At 71.9% G+C, this 19,990-nt stretch carries 20 protein-coding genes; 14 read left to right on the top strand and 6 right to left on the bottom strand.

Annotated elements, in window-relative coordinates; all coding sequences use genetic code 11:
- Nucleotides 1-786: a DNA polymerase beta superfamily protein gene (locus ACFYY1_RS33970; protein ID WP_388592374.1), complete on the top strand. Its 786-nt coding sequence runs from the start codon at nucleotides 1-3 to the stop codon at nucleotides 784-786.
- A gap of 32 nt (nucleotides 787-818) precedes the next feature.
- Here ACFYY1_RS33970 and ACFYY1_RS33965 read toward each other — a convergent pair whose 3' ends face one another.
- Entirely contained in the window at nucleotides 819-1,514 is a 696-nt protein-coding gene (locus tag ACFYY1_RS33965) for a DNA polymerase beta superfamily protein (RefSeq protein WP_388592372.1), read from the bottom strand.
- A 144-nt stretch (nucleotides 1,515-1,658) separates the two neighbouring features.
- On the opposite strand from ACFYY1_RS33965, the gene ACFYY1_RS33960 reads away from it, so the two are divergent.
- The 6 genes from ACFYY1_RS33960 to der all read left to right on the top strand — a co-directional run bounded on the left by ACFYY1_RS33960 (nucleotide 1,659) and on the right by der (nucleotide 6,727).
- Nucleotides 1,659-2,096, top strand: coding sequence for a YidB family protein (locus tag ACFYY1_RS33960; RefSeq protein ID WP_388592370.1), 438 nt, complete (start codon nucleotides 1,659-1,661; stop codon nucleotides 2,094-2,096).
- A gap of 166 nt (nucleotides 2,097-2,262) precedes the next feature.
- Entirely contained in the window at nucleotides 2,263-2,625 is a 363-nt protein-coding gene (gene aroH, locus ACFYY1_RS33955) for a chorismate mutase (RefSeq protein ID WP_266736258.1), read from the top strand.
- Entirely contained in the window at nucleotides 2,622-3,707 is a 1,086-nt protein-coding gene (locus ACFYY1_RS33950; RefSeq protein WP_388592367.1) for a prephenate dehydrogenase, read from the top strand. Before aroH ends, ACFYY1_RS33950 begins: the two co-directional genes overlap by 4 nt.
- 128 nt (nucleotides 3,708-3,835) lie before the next feature.
- A complete protein-coding gene (gene cmk / locus ACFYY1_RS33945) occupies nucleotides 3,836-4,537 on the top strand; it encodes a (d)CMP kinase (RefSeq protein ID WP_388592365.1) in 702 nt (233 codons plus the stop codon).
- Nucleotides 4,534-5,190: a lysophospholipid acyltransferase family protein gene (locus ACFYY1_RS33940; protein ID WP_388592362.1), complete on the top strand. Its 657-nt coding sequence runs from the start codon at nucleotides 4,534-4,536 to the stop codon at nucleotides 5,188-5,190. Before cmk ends, ACFYY1_RS33940 begins: the two co-directional genes overlap by 4 nt.
- Nucleotides 5,191-5,257: 67 nt before the next feature.
- Nucleotides 5,258-6,727 carry a ribosome biogenesis GTPase Der gene (der, locus tag ACFYY1_RS33935; protein ID WP_072484253.1) on the top strand — a complete coding sequence of 490 codons (1,470 nt, stop codon included), beginning with the start codon at nucleotides 5,258-5,260 and terminating at the stop codon, nucleotides 6,725-6,727.
- A 91-nt stretch (nucleotides 6,728-6,818) separates the two neighbouring features.
- Here the strand turns inward: der and ACFYY1_RS33930 are convergent, their stop codons facing one another.
- Both ACFYY1_RS33930 and ACFYY1_RS33925 read right to left on the bottom strand, forming a co-directional pair.
- The gene (locus ACFYY1_RS33930) at nucleotides 6,819-7,163 is read right to left on the bottom strand and encodes a hypothetical protein (RefSeq protein ID WP_388592359.1); all 345 of its coding nucleotides are present in this window, start codon (nucleotides 7,161-7,163) and stop codon (nucleotides 6,819-6,821) included.
- A 137-nt stretch (nucleotides 7,164-7,300) separates the two neighbouring features.
- Nucleotides 7,301-8,101 (bottom strand): hypothetical protein, encoded by an 801-nt coding sequence (locus tag ACFYY1_RS33925; RefSeq protein WP_388592356.1) that lies wholly within the window; start codon nucleotides 8,099-8,101, stop codon nucleotides 7,301-7,303.
- A 365-nt stretch (nucleotides 8,102-8,466) separates the two neighbouring features.
- Between ACFYY1_RS33925 and ACFYY1_RS33920 the strand changes: the two genes are divergently transcribed.
- The 4 genes from ACFYY1_RS33920 (at nucleotide 8,467) to ACFYY1_RS33905 (ending at nucleotide 12,241) form a co-directional block, all read left to right on the top strand.
- Entirely contained in the window at nucleotides 8,467-9,750 is a 1,284-nt protein-coding gene (locus ACFYY1_RS33920; protein ID WP_388592354.1) for a glycosyltransferase, read from the top strand.
- Nucleotides 9,747-10,595 carry a transferase gene (locus ACFYY1_RS33915; RefSeq protein WP_388592351.1) on the top strand — a complete coding sequence of 283 codons (849 nt, stop codon included), beginning with the start codon at nucleotides 9,747-9,749 and terminating at the stop codon, nucleotides 10,593-10,595. The genes ACFYY1_RS33920 and ACFYY1_RS33915 overlap by 4 nt, the downstream gene beginning before the upstream one ends.
- 57 nt (nucleotides 10,596-10,652) lie before the next feature.
- Entirely contained in the window at nucleotides 10,653-11,612 is a 960-nt protein-coding gene (locus ACFYY1_RS33910) for a helix-turn-helix transcriptional regulator (protein WP_388592349.1), read from the top strand.
- Nucleotides 11,613-12,025: 413 nt separating this feature from the next.
- Nucleotides 12,026-12,241 (top strand): I78 family peptidase inhibitor, encoded by a 216-nt coding sequence (locus ACFYY1_RS33905; protein ID WP_388592346.1) that lies wholly within the window; start codon nucleotides 12,026-12,028, stop codon nucleotides 12,239-12,241.
- Nucleotides 12,242-12,355: 114 nt separating this feature from the next.
- Here the strand turns inward: ACFYY1_RS33905 and ACFYY1_RS33900 are convergent, their stop codons facing one another.
- Nucleotides 12,356-13,372, bottom strand: coding sequence for a phosphatase PAP2 family protein (locus ACFYY1_RS33900; protein ID WP_388592344.1), 1,017 nt, complete (start codon nucleotides 13,370-13,372; stop codon nucleotides 12,356-12,358).
- 533 nt (nucleotides 13,373-13,905) lie between these two features.
- On the opposite strand from ACFYY1_RS33900, the gene ACFYY1_RS33895 reads away from it, so the two are divergent.
- Together ACFYY1_RS33895 and ACFYY1_RS33890 are read left to right on the top strand one after the other, a co-directional pair.
- The gene (locus ACFYY1_RS33895) at nucleotides 13,906-15,609 is read left to right on the top strand and encodes an MFS transporter (RefSeq protein WP_388592341.1); all 1,704 of its coding nucleotides are present in this window, start codon (nucleotides 13,906-13,908) and stop codon (nucleotides 15,607-15,609) included.
- A 73-nt stretch (nucleotides 15,610-15,682) separates the two neighbouring features.
- The gene (locus tag ACFYY1_RS33890; RefSeq protein ID WP_388592339.1) at nucleotides 15,683-16,879 is read left to right on the top strand and encodes an acyl-CoA dehydrogenase family protein; all 1,197 of its coding nucleotides are present in this window, start codon (nucleotides 15,683-15,685) and stop codon (nucleotides 16,877-16,879) included.
- A gap of 37 nt (nucleotides 16,880-16,916) precedes the next feature.
- Here ACFYY1_RS33890 and ACFYY1_RS33885 read toward each other — a convergent pair whose 3' ends face one another.
- Nucleotides 16,917-17,357, bottom strand: a complete 441-nt coding sequence (locus ACFYY1_RS33885) for a cell division protein SepF (RefSeq protein ID WP_342280417.1) — start codon at nucleotides 17,355-17,357, stop codon at nucleotides 16,917-16,919.
- A gap of 309 nt (nucleotides 17,358-17,666) precedes the next feature.
- Between ACFYY1_RS33885 and ACFYY1_RS33880 the strand changes: the two genes are divergently transcribed.
- Nucleotides 17,667-18,902 carry a DUF5685 family protein gene (locus ACFYY1_RS33880; protein WP_388592337.1) on the top strand — a complete coding sequence of 412 codons (1,236 nt, stop codon included), beginning with the start codon at nucleotides 17,667-17,669 and terminating at the stop codon, nucleotides 18,900-18,902.
- Between the two features lie 37 nt (nucleotides 18,903-18,939).
- Here ACFYY1_RS33880 and ACFYY1_RS33875 read toward each other — a convergent pair whose 3' ends face one another.
- Nucleotides 18,940-19,881, bottom strand: a complete 942-nt coding sequence (locus ACFYY1_RS33875) for an ABC transporter substrate-binding protein (RefSeq protein WP_388592336.1) — start codon at nucleotides 19,879-19,881, stop codon at nucleotides 18,940-18,942.
- Nucleotides 19,882-19,990 lie beyond the last annotated feature (109 nt).

Here is a 19,990-nt window from a genome sequence, read left to right as displayed (position 1 = left end):
ATGCGCATGGACACCAAGCACCTGAAGGAAGCCGGGCTGCCGGTCACCGACCTCGGCCCGGTCCTCGCCGGGGAGCGCCACCCGTTGCTCTTCGCCACGGTCTCCGGGGCGCATCTGTACGGGTTCCCCTCCAAGGACTCGGATGTGGACCTTCGGGGGGTCCATCTCCTGCCGGCGGAGGACCTCGTGGGACTGCGCGAGGCCGAGGAGACGCGCTCGCGGATGTGGGACCGGGACGGGGTCGAGATGGATCTCGTCACGCACGACCTGCGGAAGTTCGTCCGGCTGATGCTGAAGCCCAACGGCTATGTGCTGGAACAGCTGCTCTCGCCGCTGGTCGTGCACACCAGCGAGCCGCACGCCGAACTGGTGGAGCTGGCGCCGGGCGTGGTCACCCGCAACCACGCCCACCACTACCGGGGGTTCGCGGGCACCCAGTGGCGGCTCTTCGGGAAGACCGGTGAACTGAAGCCGCTGCTGTACACGTTCCGGGCGCTGCTCACCGGGATCCACCTGATGCGCAGCGGTGAGGTGCGGGCCCATCTGCCGACCCTCCTCGGGGAGGTGACGGCGCCCGCGTACCTGCCCGAGCTGATCGAGGCGAAGGCCGAGGCGGAGCACGGGGGAGCGGGGGAGGTGGACGGTGCGATGGTGTCGCGGGACATCGAGGCGCTGCACGGGGTGCTGGACGGGGCCCAGGCGGAATCGGCGCTTCCCGCGGCGGCCGGCGGGTTCGACGCGCTGCACGACCTCGTGGTGCGGGCGCGGTTGGCGGGGGTCTCCTGAGGACTGTCCCGTAATCCCTGGCGGGACAGCCCTCAGGCCCGGTCCACGGACGCCCGGCGCGTACGGATCAGGAAGTCCTCCACCCGGGCCCGGTCCGGCTCCGGAGGGAGCGGGGAGTTCCGCGCGGTCTCCTCGCACTCATCGGTCAGGCGGTTCATGCGGCGTTCGACCTCCTCCCACGGCACCTCGCCCCGCTTCACCGCCAGCAGTTCGTCGCGGGCCGCGCCCACCTCGATCGTGAGCTCGCCGGTGCGCAGCAGGTCCCGGCCGGAGCTCAGCAGCCGCAGCAGATGCATGGCGTGCTTCCAGCGCGGCACCCCGTACTGCCGTACGTCCGCCTCCAGCTTCCTGCGCTGGCCCGACGCGTAGCGGACGAACGTCCGGTGGGCCTGCCGGGACAGGAACGCGCCGCGCAGGGAGAGGAGTTCACGGCCCACGTCGTCGATGTGCTCCACCAGCGGCGAGTGCAGGCACTCCAGCACATTGGGGTTGGCGCGCAGCGCCAGCTCGCAGAAGCGCTCCAGCTCCCAGGAGAACTGCTCCGGTGCCGGGCCGTCGACATGCGTCGGCGGCTTCTCGAACCGCCAGAACAGCGGGGTCGGTGCGAGGAACACACCGCGCCGGTCGGTGTCGCTGTCCTCCGTGGCAAGCCCGAAGGCGCGCGAGCCCATCACACAGGAGTAGACCGTGTGGTCGCGGACGAGAGCCTCGGGGCCGGGGGTGATCATGCGGGCGAGGGTACGTGAGCGGGGCCGGGGCGCACCGGGGATTTCGACGTCGCCGCCCTGGCACGGAGTGCCGCGCTCAAGTGGCACAAGCCCGGGTTCTGATCGACATTGTCGATAAATCATCCCCTCTGGAGAGGCAGAACCATGGCAGGAAACGATCTCGGCAGCCTGCTCGGCGGCTTGCTGGGCGGCAGCGGCCAGAGCGGCGGTCAGGGCGGCGCGGGGAACATCCTCGGCGCGCTGCTGGGCGCACTAGGCGGCGGCCAGGGCGGCCAGGGTGGTACGGGCGGCGGGAACGCCCTCGAAGGGCTGATCGGGATGCTCACCAGGTCCGGCCTCGTCGACCAGGCCCACTCCTGGGTCGGCACCGGGGCGAACCAGCCGGTCAGTGGCGCCCAGATCGCCGAGGCGCTGCCGGACGAGACCCTGCGCAAGGTCGCCCAGGAGGCAGGGGTCAGCCCGGAACAGGCGGCCGACCAGATCGCCCGGTCGCTGCCGACCGCGGTCGACAGACTGACCCCGTCGGGGGAGGTGCCGGAGGGCCGCTCGATCGAGGACCTGGTCCGCGAGCAGCAGCTCTGAGGTGGAAGCGGCCCGGGGGCCTGCCCGGCGGATCACGGCCGGCGGGAACCGGGCCGCGGTCGTGCGCCCGCCCCGTCTCACGGACAGAGCACCCCGGACCGTCCGCCCCGTCACCCCTCTAGGCTGATCACGCAGAGATCGAGTACGAAGAACCGAGGAGCACGACGTGGCGGTACGAGCGGTCCGCGGAGCCGTCCAGCTGGAGCGGGACGAGGCCGGACACATGGACGAGCAGGTCGGAGCCCTGCTGACCGCCGTTCTCGAACGCAACAGCCTCGTCGCGGACGACCTGATCAGCATCTGGTTCACGGCCACCCCGGACCTGCACAGCGACTTCCCGGCCGCCGCCGCGCGGGGGCTCGGTATCGTCGACGTACCGCTGATCTGCGCCCAGGAGCTGGACATCGTGGGTGCCATGCCCCGCGTGGTGCGTGTCCTCGCGCATGTCGAGACCTACCTTCCCAAGTCCGAGATCGCCCACGTGTACCTCGGTGCCACCGCCGCACTCCGCAAGGACATCGCCCAGTGAGAACCGCCGTCGTCATCGGAACGGGCCTCGTCGGCACGTCCGCAGCCCTCGCCCTCGCCGGGCGCGGCATCCGGGTCCACCTCGTCGACCACGACCCCCAGTCGGCGCGCACCGCCGCCGCGCTGGGCGCCGGTACGGACGAGGCGCCCGAGGACCGGGTGGACCTGGCGATCGTCGCCGTGCCGCCCGCCCACGTGGCCACGGTCCTGGCCACCGCCCTGCGGGACGGCATCGCCCGCGGCTACCTGGACGTCGCCAGCGTGAAGGGCGGCCCGCGCCGCGAGCTGGAGGCGCTCGGCCTCGACCTCACCCCGTACATCGGTACGCACCCCATGGCCGGCAAGGAGCGGTCGGGCCCCCTCGCCGCCACCGCGGACCTGTTCGAGGGCCGGCCCTGGGTCCTCACCCCGACCCGCGACACCGACACCGAGGTCCTCAACCTCGCCCTGGAGCTGGTCGCGCTCTGCCGGGCCGTCCCGGTCGTCATGGACGCCGACGCGCACGACCGGGCCGTCGCCCTGGTCTCCCACACCCCGCAGCTGATCTCGTCGATGGTCGCCGCCCGCCTGGAGGAGGCCGACGAGACCGCCGTACGCCTGTGCGGCCAGGGCATCAGGGACGTCACCCGGATCGCCGCCTCCGATCCCCGGATGTGGGTGGAGATCCTCTCCGCCAACCCCGGCCCGGTCGCCGACGTGCTGTCCGGGGTGGCCGCCGACCTGGACGAGACGGTACGGGCGCTGCGCGGCCTGGAGTCCGGTGACGACGACAAGCGCCGCGAGGGCACCGAGGGCATCGAGGACGTCCTGCGCCGCGGCAACGCCGGCCGGGTCAGGGTGCCCGGCAAGCACGGGACCGCCCCCACCGCGTACGAGATGGTGTCCGTGCTGATCAGCGACCGGCCGGGCGAACTGGCCAGGATCTTCGCCGACGCCGGACAGGCCGGGGTCAACGTCGAGGACGTGCGCATCGAGCACGCCACCGGGCAGCAGGCCGGTCTGGTCCAGCTGATGGTCGAGCCGAGCGCGGTCCCCGCACTGAGCGCTGCACTGCGCGAGCGCGGCTGGTCGATACGGCAGTAGGGCAGGGGCGCGGCGGGACCGGGAGGCAGTTGTCCACAGGGGTGCGGAGGCCGGCCCCGACACTCGGTAACCTTGTGCGGGGCGGATTCGCACACGCCCCCGTCCCGCCCACCCCGTGTACCAGGAAGGTGTCCACCACCGTGGAAACCCGTACGGCCCCGGCCGCAGTGATCGTCGCCATCGACGGGCCCTCCGGCACCGGCAAGTCGAGCACGTCCAAGGCCGTCGCCGCGCAGCTCGGCCTGAGCTACCTGGACACCGGCGCCCAGTACCGGGCGATCACCTGGTGGATGCTGAACAACGGCATCGACGTCCAGGACGCGGTGGAGGTGGCGACCGCGGCCGCCAAGCCGGTCATCGTCTCCGGCACGGACCCGGCCGCCCCGACGATCACCGTCGACGGCGAGGACGCCTCGGGCCCGATCCGTACCCAGGAGGTCACCTCCAGGGTCAGCGCCGTCAGCGCGGTCCCCGAGGTGCGCACCCGGATCACCGAGCTGCAGCGCACCATCGCCGCCGCGGCCGAGCGGGGCATAGTGGTCGAGGGCCGTGACATCGGCACCACGGTGCTGCCCGACGCCGATCTGAAGATCTTCCTCACCGCCTCCCCGGAGGCCCGCGCCGCCCGGCGCAGCGGAGAGGTCAAGGGCTCCGACCTCGCCGCCACCAAGGAAGCACTGATCAAGCGGGACGCGGCCGACTCCGGCCGCAGGACCTCCCCGCTCGCCAAGGCGGACGACGCCGTCGAGGTGGACACCACCGAGCTGACCCTTCAGCAGGTCATCGAGTGTGTCGTCACCCTCGTCGAGGAGAAGCGGGCCACGAAGTGACCCAGGCCACGGGCCGCCCCTCGCCGCGCGGAGCGGCGGTCGGGCGCGGGATCGGCATCGGGCTGATGTACGGGCTGTGGAAGCCCCGTGTTCTCGGTGCGTGGCGGGTCCCCGCCTCCGGACCCGTCATACTCGCGGTGAACCACTCGCACAACATCGACGGTCCGATGCTGATGGGCACCGCGCCCCGGCCCGTCCACTTCCTGATCAAGAAGGAGGCGTTCGTCGGCCCGCTCGACCCGTTCCTGCGCGGAATCGGTCAGCTGAAGGTGGACCGTACGACCGCCGACCGCACCGCCATCACCCACGCCCTCGGCGTGCTGGAGGAGGGCGGGGCGCTCGGGATCTTCCCCGAGGGCACCAGGGGCGAGGGCGACTTCGCCTCCCTGCGCGCCGGACTCGCGTACTTCGCGGTACGCAGCGGGGCGCCGGTCGTGCCCGTGGCCGTCCTGGGAAGCACCGAGCGCCGCGGACGGTTGATATCGGCACTGCCGCCGTTGCGCAGCCGGGTCGACGTCGTCTTCGGCGACGCCTTCGAGGCGGGCGACGGAACCGGTCGGCGTACACGCAAGGCGCTGGACGAGGCGACGGTGCGGATCCAGGCGCGGCTGACCGCCCACCTGGACGAGGCCAGGCGTTTCACCGGGCGCTAGGTAAGACTTGAGTAGTGGGCCGCGCAGTCGTGGCCCATCGATGATGATGCAAAGAGGAACGGACTTCATGAACGACCAGATTCACTCCGACGGCTCGGACCACGAGCACGGAGCGCTTGGCGACGCCGAGTACGCGGAGTTCATGGAGCTCGCCGCGGAGGAGGGCTTCGACCTCGAAGAGGTCGAGGGCGCCATCGACGAGGCCGGTCACGGACCGCTGCCCGTGCTCGCCGTCGTCGGCCGCCCCAACGTCGGCAAGTCGACGCTGGTGAACCGGATCATCGGCCGCCGCGAGGCCGTCGTGGAGGACAAGCCCGGCGTCACCCGTGACCGTGTCACCTACGAGGCCGAGTGGGCGGGCCGCCGCTTCAAGGTCGTCGACACCGGCGGCTGGGAGCAGGACGTGCTGGGCATCGACGCCTCCGTCGCCGCCCAGGCCGAGTACGCCATCGAGGCGTCCGACGCGGTCGTCTTCGTGGTCGACTCGACGGTCGGCGCGACCGACACCGACGAGGCCGTCGTCAAGCTGCTGCGCCGGGCCGGCAAGCCCGTCGTGCTCTGCGCCAACAAGGTCGACGGACAGAGTGGCGAGGCGGACGCCACCGCCCTGTGGTCGCTGGGTCTCGGCGAGCCGCACCCGGTCTCCTCGCTGCACGGCCGCGGCACCGGCGACCTCCTCGACGCCGTGCTCGAAGCGCTTCCCGAGGCACCGGCGCAGCGCTTCGGCACCGCGATCGGCGGCCCGCGCCGGATCGCGCTCATCGGCCGTCCGAACGTCGGCAAGTCCTCGCTGCTGAACAAGGTCGCCAACGAGGACCGCGTCGTCGTCAACGAGCTGGCCGGCACCACCCGTGACCCGGTCGACGAGCTGATCGAGCTCGGCGGCATCACCTGGAAGTTCATCGACACGGCCGGTATCCGCCGCCGCGTCCACCTCCAGGAGGGCGCGGACTACTACGCCTCGCTGCGTACCGCCGCCGCCGTGGAGAAGGCCGAGGTCGCCGTCGTCCTGATCGACGCGGGCGAGTCCATCAGCGTCCAGGACCAGCGCATCATCACCATGGCCGTGGAGGCCGGGCGCGCCCTGGTCATCGCGTACAACAAGTGGGACAAGCTCGACGAGGAGCGCCGCTACTACCTGGAGCGGGAGATCGAGACGGAGCTCGCGCAGATCGCGTGGGCGCCGCGGGTCAACGTCTCGGCCGTCACCGGCCGGCACATGGAGAAGCTCGTCCCGGCCATCGAGACCGCCCTCGCCAGCTGGGAGACCCGCGTTCCCACCGGCCGGCTGAACGCCTTCCTCGGTGAGATCGTCGCCTCCCACCCGCACCCGGTCCGCGGCGGCAAGCAGCCCCGGATCCTCTTCGGCACCCAGGCCGGCACCAAGCCGCCGCGCTTCGTGCTGTTCGCCTCGGGCTTCCTGGAGCACGGCTACCGGAGGTTCGTCGAGCGTCGGTTGCGCGAGGAGTTCGGCTTCGAGGGCACCCCGATCCACATCTCGGTGCGGGTCCGCGAGAAGCGCGGCCGCAACAAGTAGCACGCACGGACGCGCGAAAGAGCCCCGGGCCGTCTCGGACAAGAGACGACCCGGGGCTCCGTCATGCGGTCGGGCGCCCGCGAACGTGACGTCAGGCGCCCCGTGAACCCGGGGGCAGGGCCGCCGGCTGGGTGCGCCCGGAGTGCCGGCCCACCCGGTGCCAGGAACCGAGGCCGCCGGAGCCGGCACCGGTGCCGTGTCCCGTGGCACCGCCCGCCACGGCGAGACCGGTGGAGAAACCGGCGGAGTGGCCGGAGTGGCCGCTCAGCGGGAGGCGGCTGCCGAAGAGACTGCTGCCGAAGGCCGTGAAGCCGAGATTCTCCTCGCCGCTCCGGTCACCCGGCAGCGCCCGGAACGAACGGCGGTACTCGGAGTACAGCGCGTCGTAGATCGGGGTGTGGGACTCACCGCCCGATGGCTCCTGAGAGGGCCGCATGGCAGGGATCGGGCTCGGGCGCTGGTGGGAGGAGTCGTATGAGTGCACGTAGGTGCCAACGACACCGGTGTCGGTCGGATGCGGGCGCGGCGGAGAAATAGCTGTTCGCCGCTGCCGGGAGGAGCCGTCGGCCACGATCAGGTACCGGCCAGCGGCATCGCGGCGGCGACCAGGAGGCCGTTGGCCGCGGCCTTGTCCAGGGCGTCGCGCAGCAGATCCTCGCGGGGCTGCTGACCGATCGACCCGGCCGGGGCGGCGAAGACGAGGACGGTCTGCGACTTGTTGGCCGCGGTCCGCCAGCCCTCGGTGACCTGGAGCGGCGCGTGCGCCTGCCACCAGGCGACCGGCGCGCCGCCGCCGGTGCCCGGCTGGAGCACGGCGTGCAGCTGGCCCATGGCGAGCAGGACCGACCAGCCGTGCAGCACGGCGGGCACCTGGTCCATCCGGTGGGCCGGCTGGAAGCCCTGCTCCAGCAGCAGCTGCAGGAATGCGTCGCCCCCGCTGCCGTCCGTGCCCGGCCGGACGATCGCGCCGGCCGGCTCGACGACGAGGGCCGGGTGGAGCTCGTCGTCGATCAGGACGAGGCCGCTGGTGATGCCGAGGACGGCCTGCTCGGCGGGGGCGCCCTGCGGCCGGCCCGCGCCGCTGCTCTCCGGGCCCTCGCCGCCGGTGATGCTGCGTACGGCGCCCTGGAGCTGCTCCTCGGCGACCTGGACGACCTGGGAGGGGATGCACGTCGCGTGGGCGAAGGCGAGGACGGCGGTCTCGTCGCCGACGAAGAGCACCGTGCTGGTGCGCTCCTGCTCGGAGTCTCCGGGGGTGCGGCAGGAAGTGCAGTCGTAACTGCCCGGGGCGTTGTCGCCGACGAGCAGCCGGTCGGCTTCGGCGTCGCCGATCTCGGCGCGTACGTCCTCGCTGACGTCGAGCATGCGCGGCACGGGTGGCTCCTCGAACTCGGTACGTGCGCCGGGCGGTTCCCGGCTCATGGAAATGACAACGGGCGAGCCGCGGCCGGGGTCACGCGAGAAAGGGAACGTAATCGAACCGACCGGCCCGGAGAGTGAATCTCCGGGCCCGGGAGCGCACTTGGGGCCGTTCGCGCCGGTCCGGCGTGTCGGGGTGTGGTCGACTCGGCGGTACAGCGGTGCGCCGAATACGGCAACAAGGCGACAAAGCGGGAGAGTGGACGCGTTCACAACTGACCGGAATTCGCCCCCACCCGGAGTGAACCGCCGACGGGCCTGTGCCGTCCTGGCAAGTGCAGCCTGCCGCTGATCAGCCGAACCGGGAGACATGGCGTTTCATGCACATTTCTTTCCTGCTCCACAATGCCTACGGAGTCGGGGGCACGATCCGCACGACGTTCAATCTCGCCGGGGAGCTGGCCGGGCACCATGACGTGGAGATCGTGTCGGTCTTCCGGCACCGTGACGTTCCCGCGCTGGGCGCCCCCGGAGGGGTGCGCATGAGCCATCTCGTCGATCTGCGGAAGAAGAGCCCGACGTACGACGGCGACGCCGCCGAATACGCCCGTCCCGCGACCGTGTTCCCGCGCGGTGACAGCAGGTACCGGCAGTACAGCAGGCTGTCCGACGCACGGGTGGCGGACCATCTGCGCTCCCTGGAGGCGGACGTGGTGGTCGGCACCCGGCCGGGGCTCAACGTGCACATCAGCCGACAGGCCCGCCGGGGACCGGTACGGATCGGGCAGGAGCACCTCACCCTCGACAGCCACGGCTACCGGCTCCGCCGCGAGATCGCCCACCGCTACCCGCTGCTCGACGCGATCACCACCGTCACCGAGGCCGACGCCCGCGCCTACCGGACCGGGTTCAAACTGCCCGGCGTACGGATCGAGGCCATCGCCAACAGCGTGCCCGGACCGACGCTCCCGCCCGCCGACGGCGACCGCAAGTGGGTGATCGCCGCGGGCCGGCTGCACAAGGTCAAGCGGTACGACCTGCTCGTCCGGGCGTTCGCCGACGTGGTCGCGGTCCGTCCGGACTGGCGGCTGCGCATCTACGGCGGCGGCGACGCGACGGGGAACGAGCGAGCGGCGCTGCTCGCGCTCGTCGCGGAACTCGGGCTGCACAACCACGTGTTACTGATGGGACCGGTCAACCCGCTGGAGGCCGAGTGGCCCAAGGGGTCGATCGCCGCGGTCACTTCGGACCGCGAGTCCTTCGGCATGACGATCGTCGAGGCGATGCGCTGCGGCCTGCCGGTCGTCGCCACCGACTGCCCGCACGGCCCCCGCGAGATCATCGACGACGGCACCGACGGACGGCTGGTGCCCGTCGGCGACACGGCGGCCGTGGCCGACGCGCTGCTCGGACTGATCGGCGACGACGAGGCACGGCACCGCGCGGGGCGCGCCGCGCTGACCGCGTCGCAGCGGTTCGACCCGTCACGGATCGCCGAACGCCATGAACGGCTCTTCACCGAACTCGCCGCGCGGGGCCCGCGCGACCGCGCGCACGGCGCGCTGAGCACCGCACTGCACCGCGCCCGGGGCACCGCGCTGGACGGGGCGTACGCCCTGCGCTACAAGGCGGCCGCCGTGATCCGCAAGGGGAAGACCGCATGACCGACTCCGCAGGGCGAAGGACACCCCGGGCCGACTGCACCGCGGGACCCGGCGGCGGGATCACCTTCGATCTCGACCTCGGCCGCCGCGAGGACGGCCAGGCCCCCGAACTGCTGCTCCGGCTGCGCGGCACCAAGGGTGCGGGCGGCGAAGCCGACACCGTACGGCTGCCGCTGAGTCCGCTGCGCGACGGACGGCAGCGCGCGGTGCTGCCGGCGGCCGTGGAACCCGCCGAGGGACGCTGGGACGTCTATCTGCGGGAGCCCGGCGCGGACGACGACGGGGCGGTGGCCGTCGAGCCCGGCATCCGGGACCTGCGGCTGCTCGTCGACCAGGCGCCGGACGGCGGGCGGATCGCGGTCCGGATCCCGTACCCGACCCTGGACGGGCGGCTCGCCGTGCGCTGCTGGCTGCGCGCACCGCACGCCGAGGCCGGACCGGTGACGTTCGACGGGCCCGGGATGACGGTCGAGGGCACGCTGTACGGGACCGGCCTCGGCGCCGGTGCCCGCGTCGAGGCGCGACAGCCCGGCGCCGACGGCCGGGTCCTGCGGGTGCCGGTCACCGGTCAGGAGGGCACCTTCGCCTTCACGCTCCCCCTGGACCGGCTGGCCGAAGGGCCCGTCACCGCACCGCAGCTGTGGACGCTCTGGCTGGTCCCCGGGACGGCGGAGGACGGACCGGCCGGCGGCGTACGGATCTCCCGCATCCTCGACGACGTCTGGGACCGCAAGAAGATCTTCGTCTACCCGGGCCGCGACACCGGAGCGGGCGGCCGGGCCACGCCCTGCTACTCCACCGACAACGACCTCTGCGTACGGCTCGAACCGGAACCGGCGCCCTGAGACCCAGCCAGGGGTTGCGGACCGGGGCTGTCCGCAACCCCTGGCAGACTCGCCGCCATGTTGGAGACCTCGGCACGACTGCTGCGACTGCTCTCACTGCTCCAGGCACACCGCGACTGGTCCGGCGCCGATCTCGCCGACCGGCTCGGGGTCACCCCGCGCACCGTACGGCGTGACGTCGACAAGCTGCGCGAACTGGGCTACCCGGTCAACGCCAGCCCCGGCACCGGCGGCGGGTACCAGCTCGGCGCCGGTGCCCAGCTGCCGCCGCTGCTGCTGGACGACGAGGAGGCCGTCGCCGTCGCGGTGGGCCTGCGCACCGCGGCGGGCAACGGCGTCGACGGCATCGGCGAGACCTCCGTTCGCGCCCTGACCAAGCTCGAACAGGTGCTGCCGGACCGGCTCAGGCGCCGGGTGAACGCGCTGAACACCTTCACCGTGCCGCTGCTCCGCGGGCCCGGCGCCTCAGTCGCCGACGCGGGCGTCCTGACCGAGCTCGCCGGGGCCTGCCGGGACGCCGAGCGGCTGCGCTTCGAGTACCGGGACCACTCCGGATCCGTCTCGCGGCGGACCGTCGAACCGCACCGGCTGGTGTGCACCGAGCGCCGCTGGTACCTCGTCGCCTGGGACCTGGACCGTGCGGACTGGCGTACGTTCCGGGCGGACCGGATCACCCCCACGCCGCCGCACGGCCCGAGGTTCGTCCCGCGCGAGGCACCCGCCGATGACCTGGCCGCCTATGTCTCGACCGGGATCTCCACGGCCGTGTACCCGACGCGGGCGGTGATCCGGCTGAAGGTGGGGATCGAGCGGGCGGCCGAGCGGATCTCGCCCTCGGCCGGGGTGCTGGAGGCGGTCGACGCGGACACCTGTCTGCTGCGCGCCGGGGCGGCCACGACGGACGTGATGGTCATCCACGTGATGATGACGGGCTTCGACTTCGAGGTCGTCGAACCACCGGAGCTGAAGGATGCGATCAGAGTGGCCAGGGACCGGCTGACCAGGGCATTGGACTGAGCGTCGGCTGCGGCGACGCCATACGGACGACCGGGTCCGCCCGCTATACCAGTGGCAGTCGGGGGGGCCGCCCCGTACCGCGGCGTGAATATTGTGACCAAAGGATAAGGCTGCCATAAGGAAGCGTGAATTCCTGGCGACATGCTCATTTACGCGCGTTATTCGGGACGGAAATTAAACCCTTTCGATACGGGATATTCCGCTCCGATTCCGGGCCTTCCGAATGATCGTTCTCCGAGTTGTGTGATTACTGTGTGTCCGGTCCCGGGTCGTCTGTCGGGGTGGCGTGATCCATACCGCGTGCGTGTCGTGATCCTGTGACACAAGTGTGACCGGCGGGGAACGTGAGGATGCCCCGCGACGGCGGGCGCCCCGGCTTCCGCCGCCGCCCGCGGCCGCCTACGGTGAGGGGCATGGCACCCATACCGACCCCTTCCGCCCAGCCCGACGACACGCCCGGTGAGTACGTCGGCCTCGCTGCCGACACCGCCGAACGGCGGGCCCGCAGCCGCGGCTGGAGCACCGTCAGATCCCTGCCGCCGGGCGCGATCATCACCATGGAGTTCCTGAGCGGACGGATCAACTTCGAGGTCGACGGGGCCCGCGTCACCCGCTGCTGGGTGGGCTGAGGCCCCTCGGTCCCAGGGCTCCGGGCCCGGAAACGGGAGAAGGCCCCGACGGTCGGTCGGGGCCTTCGGCATGTCCGGGGAGCGGTTTGTGCGTACCGGCTCCCTCGCCGGGTCTCAGCCGCCGGCCACCGGGCGGGCCGGGCTCGTGCCGCCGCGCGGTGTGCGGTCGGCGTGCGGCGGGCGTCGGCTGCCGGCCGGGGTGACCGGGATCCGCTCCGAGCGCACCACGTGCGCCGGGTGCGAGGCGTGCGTGCGTGGGCGGGTGCCCGTGCCGCCCGTGGCCGCCGCGGCGACCGGTTCCAGCGCCGGGCTCGGGGCCGGCGCGTCGCCGCCGTCCGGCCGCGGCAGCAGGGCGGGCCGGGGGCCGCCGGCCGCGACGGGCACGGAGGGCACGGGGCGGCCGAAGCCCCGCAGGTTCTCGCGCTGGGCGAAGATCCAGGCCTCGATCCGGGTGATCAGCGGCTCGGCCCAGGGCAGGCCCAGCATGATCAGCAGCCCCGCGGCCCAGCCCAGCAGGACATCGCTGAGCCAGTGCGTACCGAGATAGACGGTGGTGAGGCCGACGCCCAGCGAGACGATCGCCGACACGGCCGACAGATAGCGCCGGGCTCGGGGGGTGGTGGCCAGATAGGCGAGGATTCCCCAGGTCACCACCGCGTTGGCGGTGTGGCCGGAGGGGAATATATCGCCGCCCGCGAAGAGCTCGGCGGAGCCGATCTGGGTCGCGTAGTGCGGGCCGAGACGGCCCAGGCCGATCTTGACCGCGCCGACCGTCACATTGAGCAGCAGCAGCGCCACGCCCAGCGTGATCAGGGGCCGCAGCGTGTGCTGCCGCCAGGACCGCCAGCCGAGCCAGCAGGCGACCATGGTGGCGGTGGGGCCACGCTGGCCGAGCACGATGTAGTAGTCGAGGAAGGCATGGATTTCCGGCCACTGCTGATACGGCCGGAAGAGCATGACCTTCCAGTCCAGGGTCACCAGCCAGGACGAGACCAGCACGGCAATGACGATGGCGAGATAGAACGCCAACGTCCCGCCGAAGAGCGCGATGCGGTGACGGCTCATCCGCGGTGGCTCTATCTTCGGCGGCTCCGGCTCCCGGTCCAGCCGGGCAAAGATGTCGGTACGCACCCAATCGACGTTACAGCGAGTTAGTGAGCGACCAGGTCGTTCCGGTCTCTTTGTGATGACGATGTGATGTGGACTATGTCTCAGTGCGCTCTTAATTCCTGATCCGGGTAAGCGTCCCGACGGGCCTTCGCGCTATTGATTTCGCACGCATTTCGGAAGGGTGTTTGGGCGTGTGCAGAAAAGCGCAGGAGGTGCCGGTATGAATTTATCCGCGCCCGGAAGGGGGCGGAACGGACCGTGCCGGTCCGGTCACCGGCCGCCCGCGGCCCGGGCCCGGCGGGCGCTCCGAAGGGACCACCGGGTACCGTCCCGTTCCGGGTGCGCCGGGTGTCCTCGCAGGTCCGGGCGGCGGGCCGGGGTGGCGTACGCCACACCCCGCGGTTCGACCGGGTATGAGGTCGGCCACGTGGGAGGGCTCCGAACTCGCGTACGCTGACGCCCACTCGCCCGTCGATGCCGGGCCATGAGGAGCGGCGAACCGCCGCATCCCCGGTTGGCCCGCCGAGCGCGAGGGACCTTTGGGAGGTACATGCATGTCAGGGACGACCACAGCCCGGATCCGGCTGCGCCCGGCGGCCGACGGTGCCAATCGATGGGTCGTCCTCGTCGTCCTCTGCCTCAGTCTCCTGCTCGTGGCGCTCGACTCGACCGTGCTCCACGTCGCCGTGCCCGCCGTCACCGAGGACCTGAACCCCAGCGCGGTCGGTCTGCTCTGGATCGTCGACGCCTATCCCTTGGTCTGCGCCTCGCTGCTGATCCTCTTCGGCACCCTCGGGGACCGGGTCGGCCGCCGTCGCGTCCTGCTGCTCGGCTACGGTCTCTTCGGCGTCGCGTCGGCGATCGCCGCGATGGCCGACAGCCCCGCGGTGCTCATCGTGGCGCGTGCGCTGCTCGGGGTCGGCGGCGCGATGATCATGCCGGCGACGCTCTCGATCCTCCGGCAGGTCTTCCCCGACCGGCGCGAACGCGCCGTGGCGATCGGCATCTGGACCGCCGTCGCCGCCGTGGGCGCCGCCACCGGGCCGGTCATCGGCGGCTTCCTCGTCGAGCACTTCTGGTGGGGCTCGGTCTTTCTGATCAACGTTCCGCTGATGGCGCTGATCCTGCCGGTCGGCCGGCTGCTGCTGCCCGAGTCGCGCGGCAGCCACGACGGCCCGTGGGACGTGCTGGGCGCGCTGATGGCCGCCGCCGGAGTGCTCGGCGTGGTCCTCGGGGTGAAGCGGGCGGGCGCCGGTGAGATATTGAGCCCGGCCACGCTCGCCCCGCTGTTGACCGGGGCGGCACTGCTCGTCGTGTTCGTGCGCCGTCAGAAGCGGCGTACGCATCCGCTGATCGACATGGGGCTGTTCACCAGGCCCGCGTTCTCCACCGCCGTGGGCTGCATCGTCATCGCGATGCTGGCCCTGGTCGGTCTTGAGCTCATAGCCGTGCAGTACCTCCAGCTCGTCCTCGGACTGAGCCCGCTGCAGACCGGGTTGCGGCTGCTTCCGCTCACCTTCGCGGCCATGGCCGCGGGCGCCACCGGCTCGTACACCCTGCGCCGTATCGGTCCGCGCCGGATGGTCGGCTGGGGCTTCGTGCTCACGGCCGTCTCGGTGCTGATCCTGACCTCGATGGGGCAGCACGACCGGCCGGCGCTGCTGACGGTGGCCTTCGTCGCCCTCGGCTTCGGGCTCCAGACCACGCTCTTCGGGGCGTACGAATCCATGCTCAGCGAGGCCCCCGCCGACCGCGCGGGCGGGGCGGCGGCCATCGGCGAGACCTCGTACCAGCTGGGCGCGGGCATGGGGATCGCCCTGCTCGGCAGTGTCATGAACGCCGCCTACGCCCCCGGGCTCTCGAAGCTTCCCGAAGCGGGTGTCCCGGCCGGGGCCCGCGCGGCCGCCGCCCACTCGCTGGGCGAGGCGTACCAGGTGGCGGACCAGTTGGGCGGACCGCTGGGCGCGGTGCTGCGTTCCACGGCGCGCCACTCCTTCATCACCGGGCTGCATGTCACGCTGCTGGTCAGCGCCGCGCTGCTGCTGGCCGGGGCGCTGGCCGCGCTGCGGCTGCCGAGGGCGATGGACTGCCCGGCGCCGGTGCTCGACGAGCCGGAGCGGGCCGACGCGAACGAGGTGCGGGAACAGCACCGCGCGGGGCACGAGGTGCCCGCCCAGGGCCGTGCGCAGCGGCCCCCGACCCGACCGGCCCGGCGCCGACCCGCCGAGGCGACCGGCTCTGGACGAGCAGCGCGCTGACCCGTAACGTCGGCGCGAGAGCATAACTAACACTGCTAGTTTTGGCATCGTGCGAGCCGCCGGAGGCGCCCTCATGTCCACCACCGAGTCGTCGAAGCTCCCGCCCTTCGACCCCGCCGACCCGATCGGCATCGACGATCTGCTCAGCACCGAGGACCTCGCGATCCGCCAGACCGTCCGGGACTGGGCCGCCGACCGCGTCCTGCCGCACATCGCCCAGTGGTACGAGAGCGGCGAGCTGCCCGGCATCCGCGAACTGGCCCGTGAGCTCGGTTCGCTCGGCGCGCTCGGCATGTCCCTCCAGGGGTACGGCTGCGCGGGCGCCACCGCCGTCCAGTACGGACTGGCCTGTCTGGAGCTGGAGGCGGCCGACTCCGGGATCCGCTCCCTGGTCTCCGTGCAGGGCTCGCTCGCCATGTACGCCATCCACCGCTTCGGTTCCGAGGAACAGCGGCAGCGCTGGCTGCCGGGCATGGCGGCCGGCGAGATCATCGGCTGCTTCGGCCTCACCGAGCCGGACCACGGCTCCGACCCGGCCGGGATGCGTACGTACGCCAAGCGCGACGGCGGGGACTGGGTGCTCACCGGGCGCAAGATGTGGATCACCAACGGCTCGGTCGCCGGGGTCGCCGTCGTCTGGGCGCAGACCGACGACGGAATCCGCGGATTCGCCGTGCCGACCGACACCCCGGGCTTCTCGGCGCCCGAGATCAAGCACAAGTGGTCGCTGCGCGCCTCGGTCACCAGCGAGCTGGTCCTGGACGAGGTGCGGCTGCCCGCCGACGCCGTGCTCCCGGGTGTCACCGGTCTGCGCGGACCGCTCAGCTGTCTCAGCCATGCCCGCTACGGCATCGTCTGGGGTGCGATGGGTGCGGCCCGCGCCAGCTTCGAGGCGGCCGTGGACTACGCGAGGACCAGGGAGCAGTTCGACCGGCCGATCGGCGGCTTCCAGCTCACCCAGGCCAAGCTCGCGGACATGGCCGTGGAGCTGCACAAGGGCATCCTGCTCGCCCACCATCTGGGCCGGCGGATGGACGCAGGCAGGCTCCGCCCGGAGCAGGTCAGTTTCGGAAAGCTCAACAACGTGCGGGAGGCGATCGACATCTGCCGTACCTCGCGCACGATCCTCGGCGCCAACGGGATCTCGCTGGAGTACCCGGTGATGCGCCATGCGACGAATCTGGAGTCGGTGCTCACCTACGAGGGAACCGTGGAGATGCACCAGCTGGTGCTGGGCAAGGCGCTCACCGGTCTCGACGCGTTCCGCTAGGCCGTACCGGCCCCGAACCGTCCGGCGAGCGCCCTGCTCAGCTCTGGTTGAAGAAACCGTCGGCCGACCGGCCGGCGGTTTCGCTGACCACCTGGGTGTCGGCCGGGGTCAGTAGGAAGACCCGGGTGGCCACGCGCTCGATCGAGCCGCGCAGTCCGAAGATCAGCCCGGCGGCGAAGTCCACGACGCGCTTCGCGTCGGTGGGGTCCATGGTCGTGAGGTTGACGATGACCGGGACGCCGTCCCGGAAGAGCTCTCCGATGGCCCGTGCGTCACGGAAGCTGTCCGGGGTGACGGTGGCGATCCGGCGCCCCGTTTCCTCGGCCGTCTCGGACGCGACCTGCACCCGGGGGTCGGTCACCCAGGCATGGCCACCGGTCCCGGTCTGCGCGCCCTCGGCGTACTCGTCGTCGTAGTACCGCTCGTCGTTGTCCTCCACGAGGCCCAGCCAGGCACTCGCCTTGCGCACCGATCCCATGGACGCCTCCTCTCACCGCGGTTCCGTGGCGTTCCGCATCTCTTTCGTATCCCTATGGTCGTCCATGATGCGGATCGTGCGCCAAGTGGATAGTCGGCGCGCAGGGGATTCGTGACGGTACTGGCACAGAAGATGTGGCGATTCGTCAGGGTTCCTCCCACATAAGAGGTCAGAAAGAAAGAAAATATGATGCCCCGGGCCGTACGGGTGACATGGGGGGCGTACGGGTGAACGGACCGCTCGATACGATGCCCCTCGCGCACGCCGCACGAGCTCGGCGCGAAGGTGAACGACTCTCGGGGGATCGTCGTGTTCGGAATAGTCAGGCCCTGCGCCCATCGGTTGTCCGAGGGGCTCAGGACCGAGTGGATGGCCCATCTCTGCGGGCTCTGCCTCGCACTTCGCTCCGATCACGGGCAATTCGCCAGAATCGTTACGAACTATGACGGTCTGATTGTTTCTGTTCTGACGGAGGCTCAGTCCGAGCGCACCACCGGATGGCGCCGCACGGCGGGTCCCTGCCCGCTGCGCGCCATGCGGACCGCCCCGGTCGCCCGCGGCGAGGGCGCCAGGCTGGCCGCCGCCGTCTCCCTGGTGCTGGCCTCGGCGAAGGTCCGGGACCACGTCGCGGACGGGGACGGCCTGTTGAGGCGCCGTCCGGTCGCCGCCGCCGCGCGCCGGGTCGCCGCGGGCTGGGACCGGGCCGGCGCGCGCACCGGCGCCCAGCTCGGTTTCGACACCGCGCTGCTCGTGGACGCCGTCGACCGGCAGACCGGCATCGAGCTGGTCGCCGGGCCCGGCACCCCGCTGCTCACGGTCACCGAACCCACGGAGACCGCCACCGCGGCCGCCTTCGCCCACACCGCGGTGCTCGCGGGCAAGCCGCAGAACGCGGAGCCGCTCGCCGAGGCCGGCCGCCTCTTCGGGCGGCTGGCACATCTGCTGGACGCAGTGGAGGACCAGGAGGCCGACGCGGCGTCGGGTGCCTGGAACCCGCTCACCGCCACCGGCACCTCGCGGGCGGAGGCCCGGCGGCTGTGCGACGACGCGCTGCACGGCGTACGGCTGGCCCTGCGCGACGCGGAATTCACCGACGGCAAGCTGGCCCATGTGCTGCTGGCGCACGAACTGCGGCAGTCGGTGGACCGGGCCTTCGGCACCACGGCGTGCTCGCACCAGCCGGGCGCCGCGCTCCTGGACGGAACCGGCGGCCCGTCAGCCGCGCGGCCGGCCGGGTCCTTCGGGCCGGTGCCGGGCAATCCGTACGCGCCGAGTCCGGGCGGTCCCGCCGGTCCGCCGCAGCCGCCGCCCGAACCCCCGCGTGACCGGCGTGGTCTGATCATGGGCTGCCTGGTGTGGGCGGGGCTGGCCTGCACCTGCCAGATGTGCTGCGGCACCTTCGAGGACCCGTGGAGCCATCAGCGCCGCGAAGGACTGTGCAGCCAGTGCGACTGCGGCAACGTCTGCGATGCCTGTGACTGCTGCAGCAACTGCGGGGGCTGCTGCGACGGGTGCGACTGCTGCGACTGCGACTGCAGCTGCTGAGGGCGGGGGCCGGCCGGGCGGCCGCCCCCCGCCCGGCTCACTCGATCTCGGGCGGCGAGATCTGCGAGGTCCTGATCGCCGAAGCGCTGATGCCCCACTTCCTCAGGATCCGGTCATAGGTGCCGTCCGCCTTCAGGCCGTTCACCGCGGCCTGGAAGGCGGGCGCCAGCGCGGTGCCCTTCTTGAAGGCGAAGCCGACGTCGAGACGCTTGAACTCGTTGAGGAAGCGCACGCCCTCCTGCTGTCGCACCGCGTACCGCAGTCCGTTGATGGTGGACATCACCACATCGCTGCGGCCCTGCTGGAGCGAGGCCCAGGTGGCGCCCTGGTCGTTGTACGTCTTCACTTCGTACGGCTTCCTGCCCGCGTCGGCGCACCGATGCCGGTTCTCCTCCAGGGTCACCTCGAAGGTGGTGCCCGCGCCGGTGCCCACGGTCAGGCCGCAGAGCTGGGTGAGATCGGTGACCTTCCTCAGCTCGCTGTCGTCACGGACCGCGAAGCCCTGACCGTCATTGATGTACGTGACGAAGTCGATCGTCCTGCGGCGCTCCTCGGTCACCCCGAAATTCCCGGTGCCCACGTCGTACTTCCCGCTGCCCAGCGCCGGGAGGATCGCCTCGAAGGAGGCCACCTCGCGGGTGAGGCGCAGCCCGAGTTTCCTGGCGACCGCGTCCGCGAAGTCGATGTCCGTACCGGCCACCGTCCTGCCGTCCGCGAGGTAGGTGGCCCCCGGCGGGTTGCCGACGCTCGCGGCGATGGTCAGGGTTCCGGCGGCGCGGACGTCGGCGGGCAGCAGCTTCGCCGCCGCCTCGTCCTCGCGTACCGAGGAGACCACATCGGCCGTCGGCACCTCGCCCCTGCCCTTGCCGGCGGTGGCGCCGGCCGGTGCGGCCGCCGGATCACCGGACCCGCACGCGGTGAGGGCGAGAGTGGCGACGGTGATCAGTGCGAAGGCGGCGGTGTGCCGGGTCCGGGGCATGAGGTGTGGTTCTCCGGATTCGTCGGCCGTGGGCAGGCACGCCGACGGCGGACAGCACGCGGCGGCCCCACGGTCGGGGCGGGGGCCCGTCCGGCGGATCGGGGCCGGA

It is taken from the genome of Streptomyces sp. NPDC001890 (assembly GCF_042891445.1).
In the GTDB taxonomy this organism is placed as follows: Bacteria; Actinomycetota; Actinomycetes; order Streptomycetales; family Streptomycetaceae; genus Streptomyces.
Note: the sequence above shows the minus strand (reverse complement) of the source record. Positions and strands in the feature narration are given on the sequence as shown.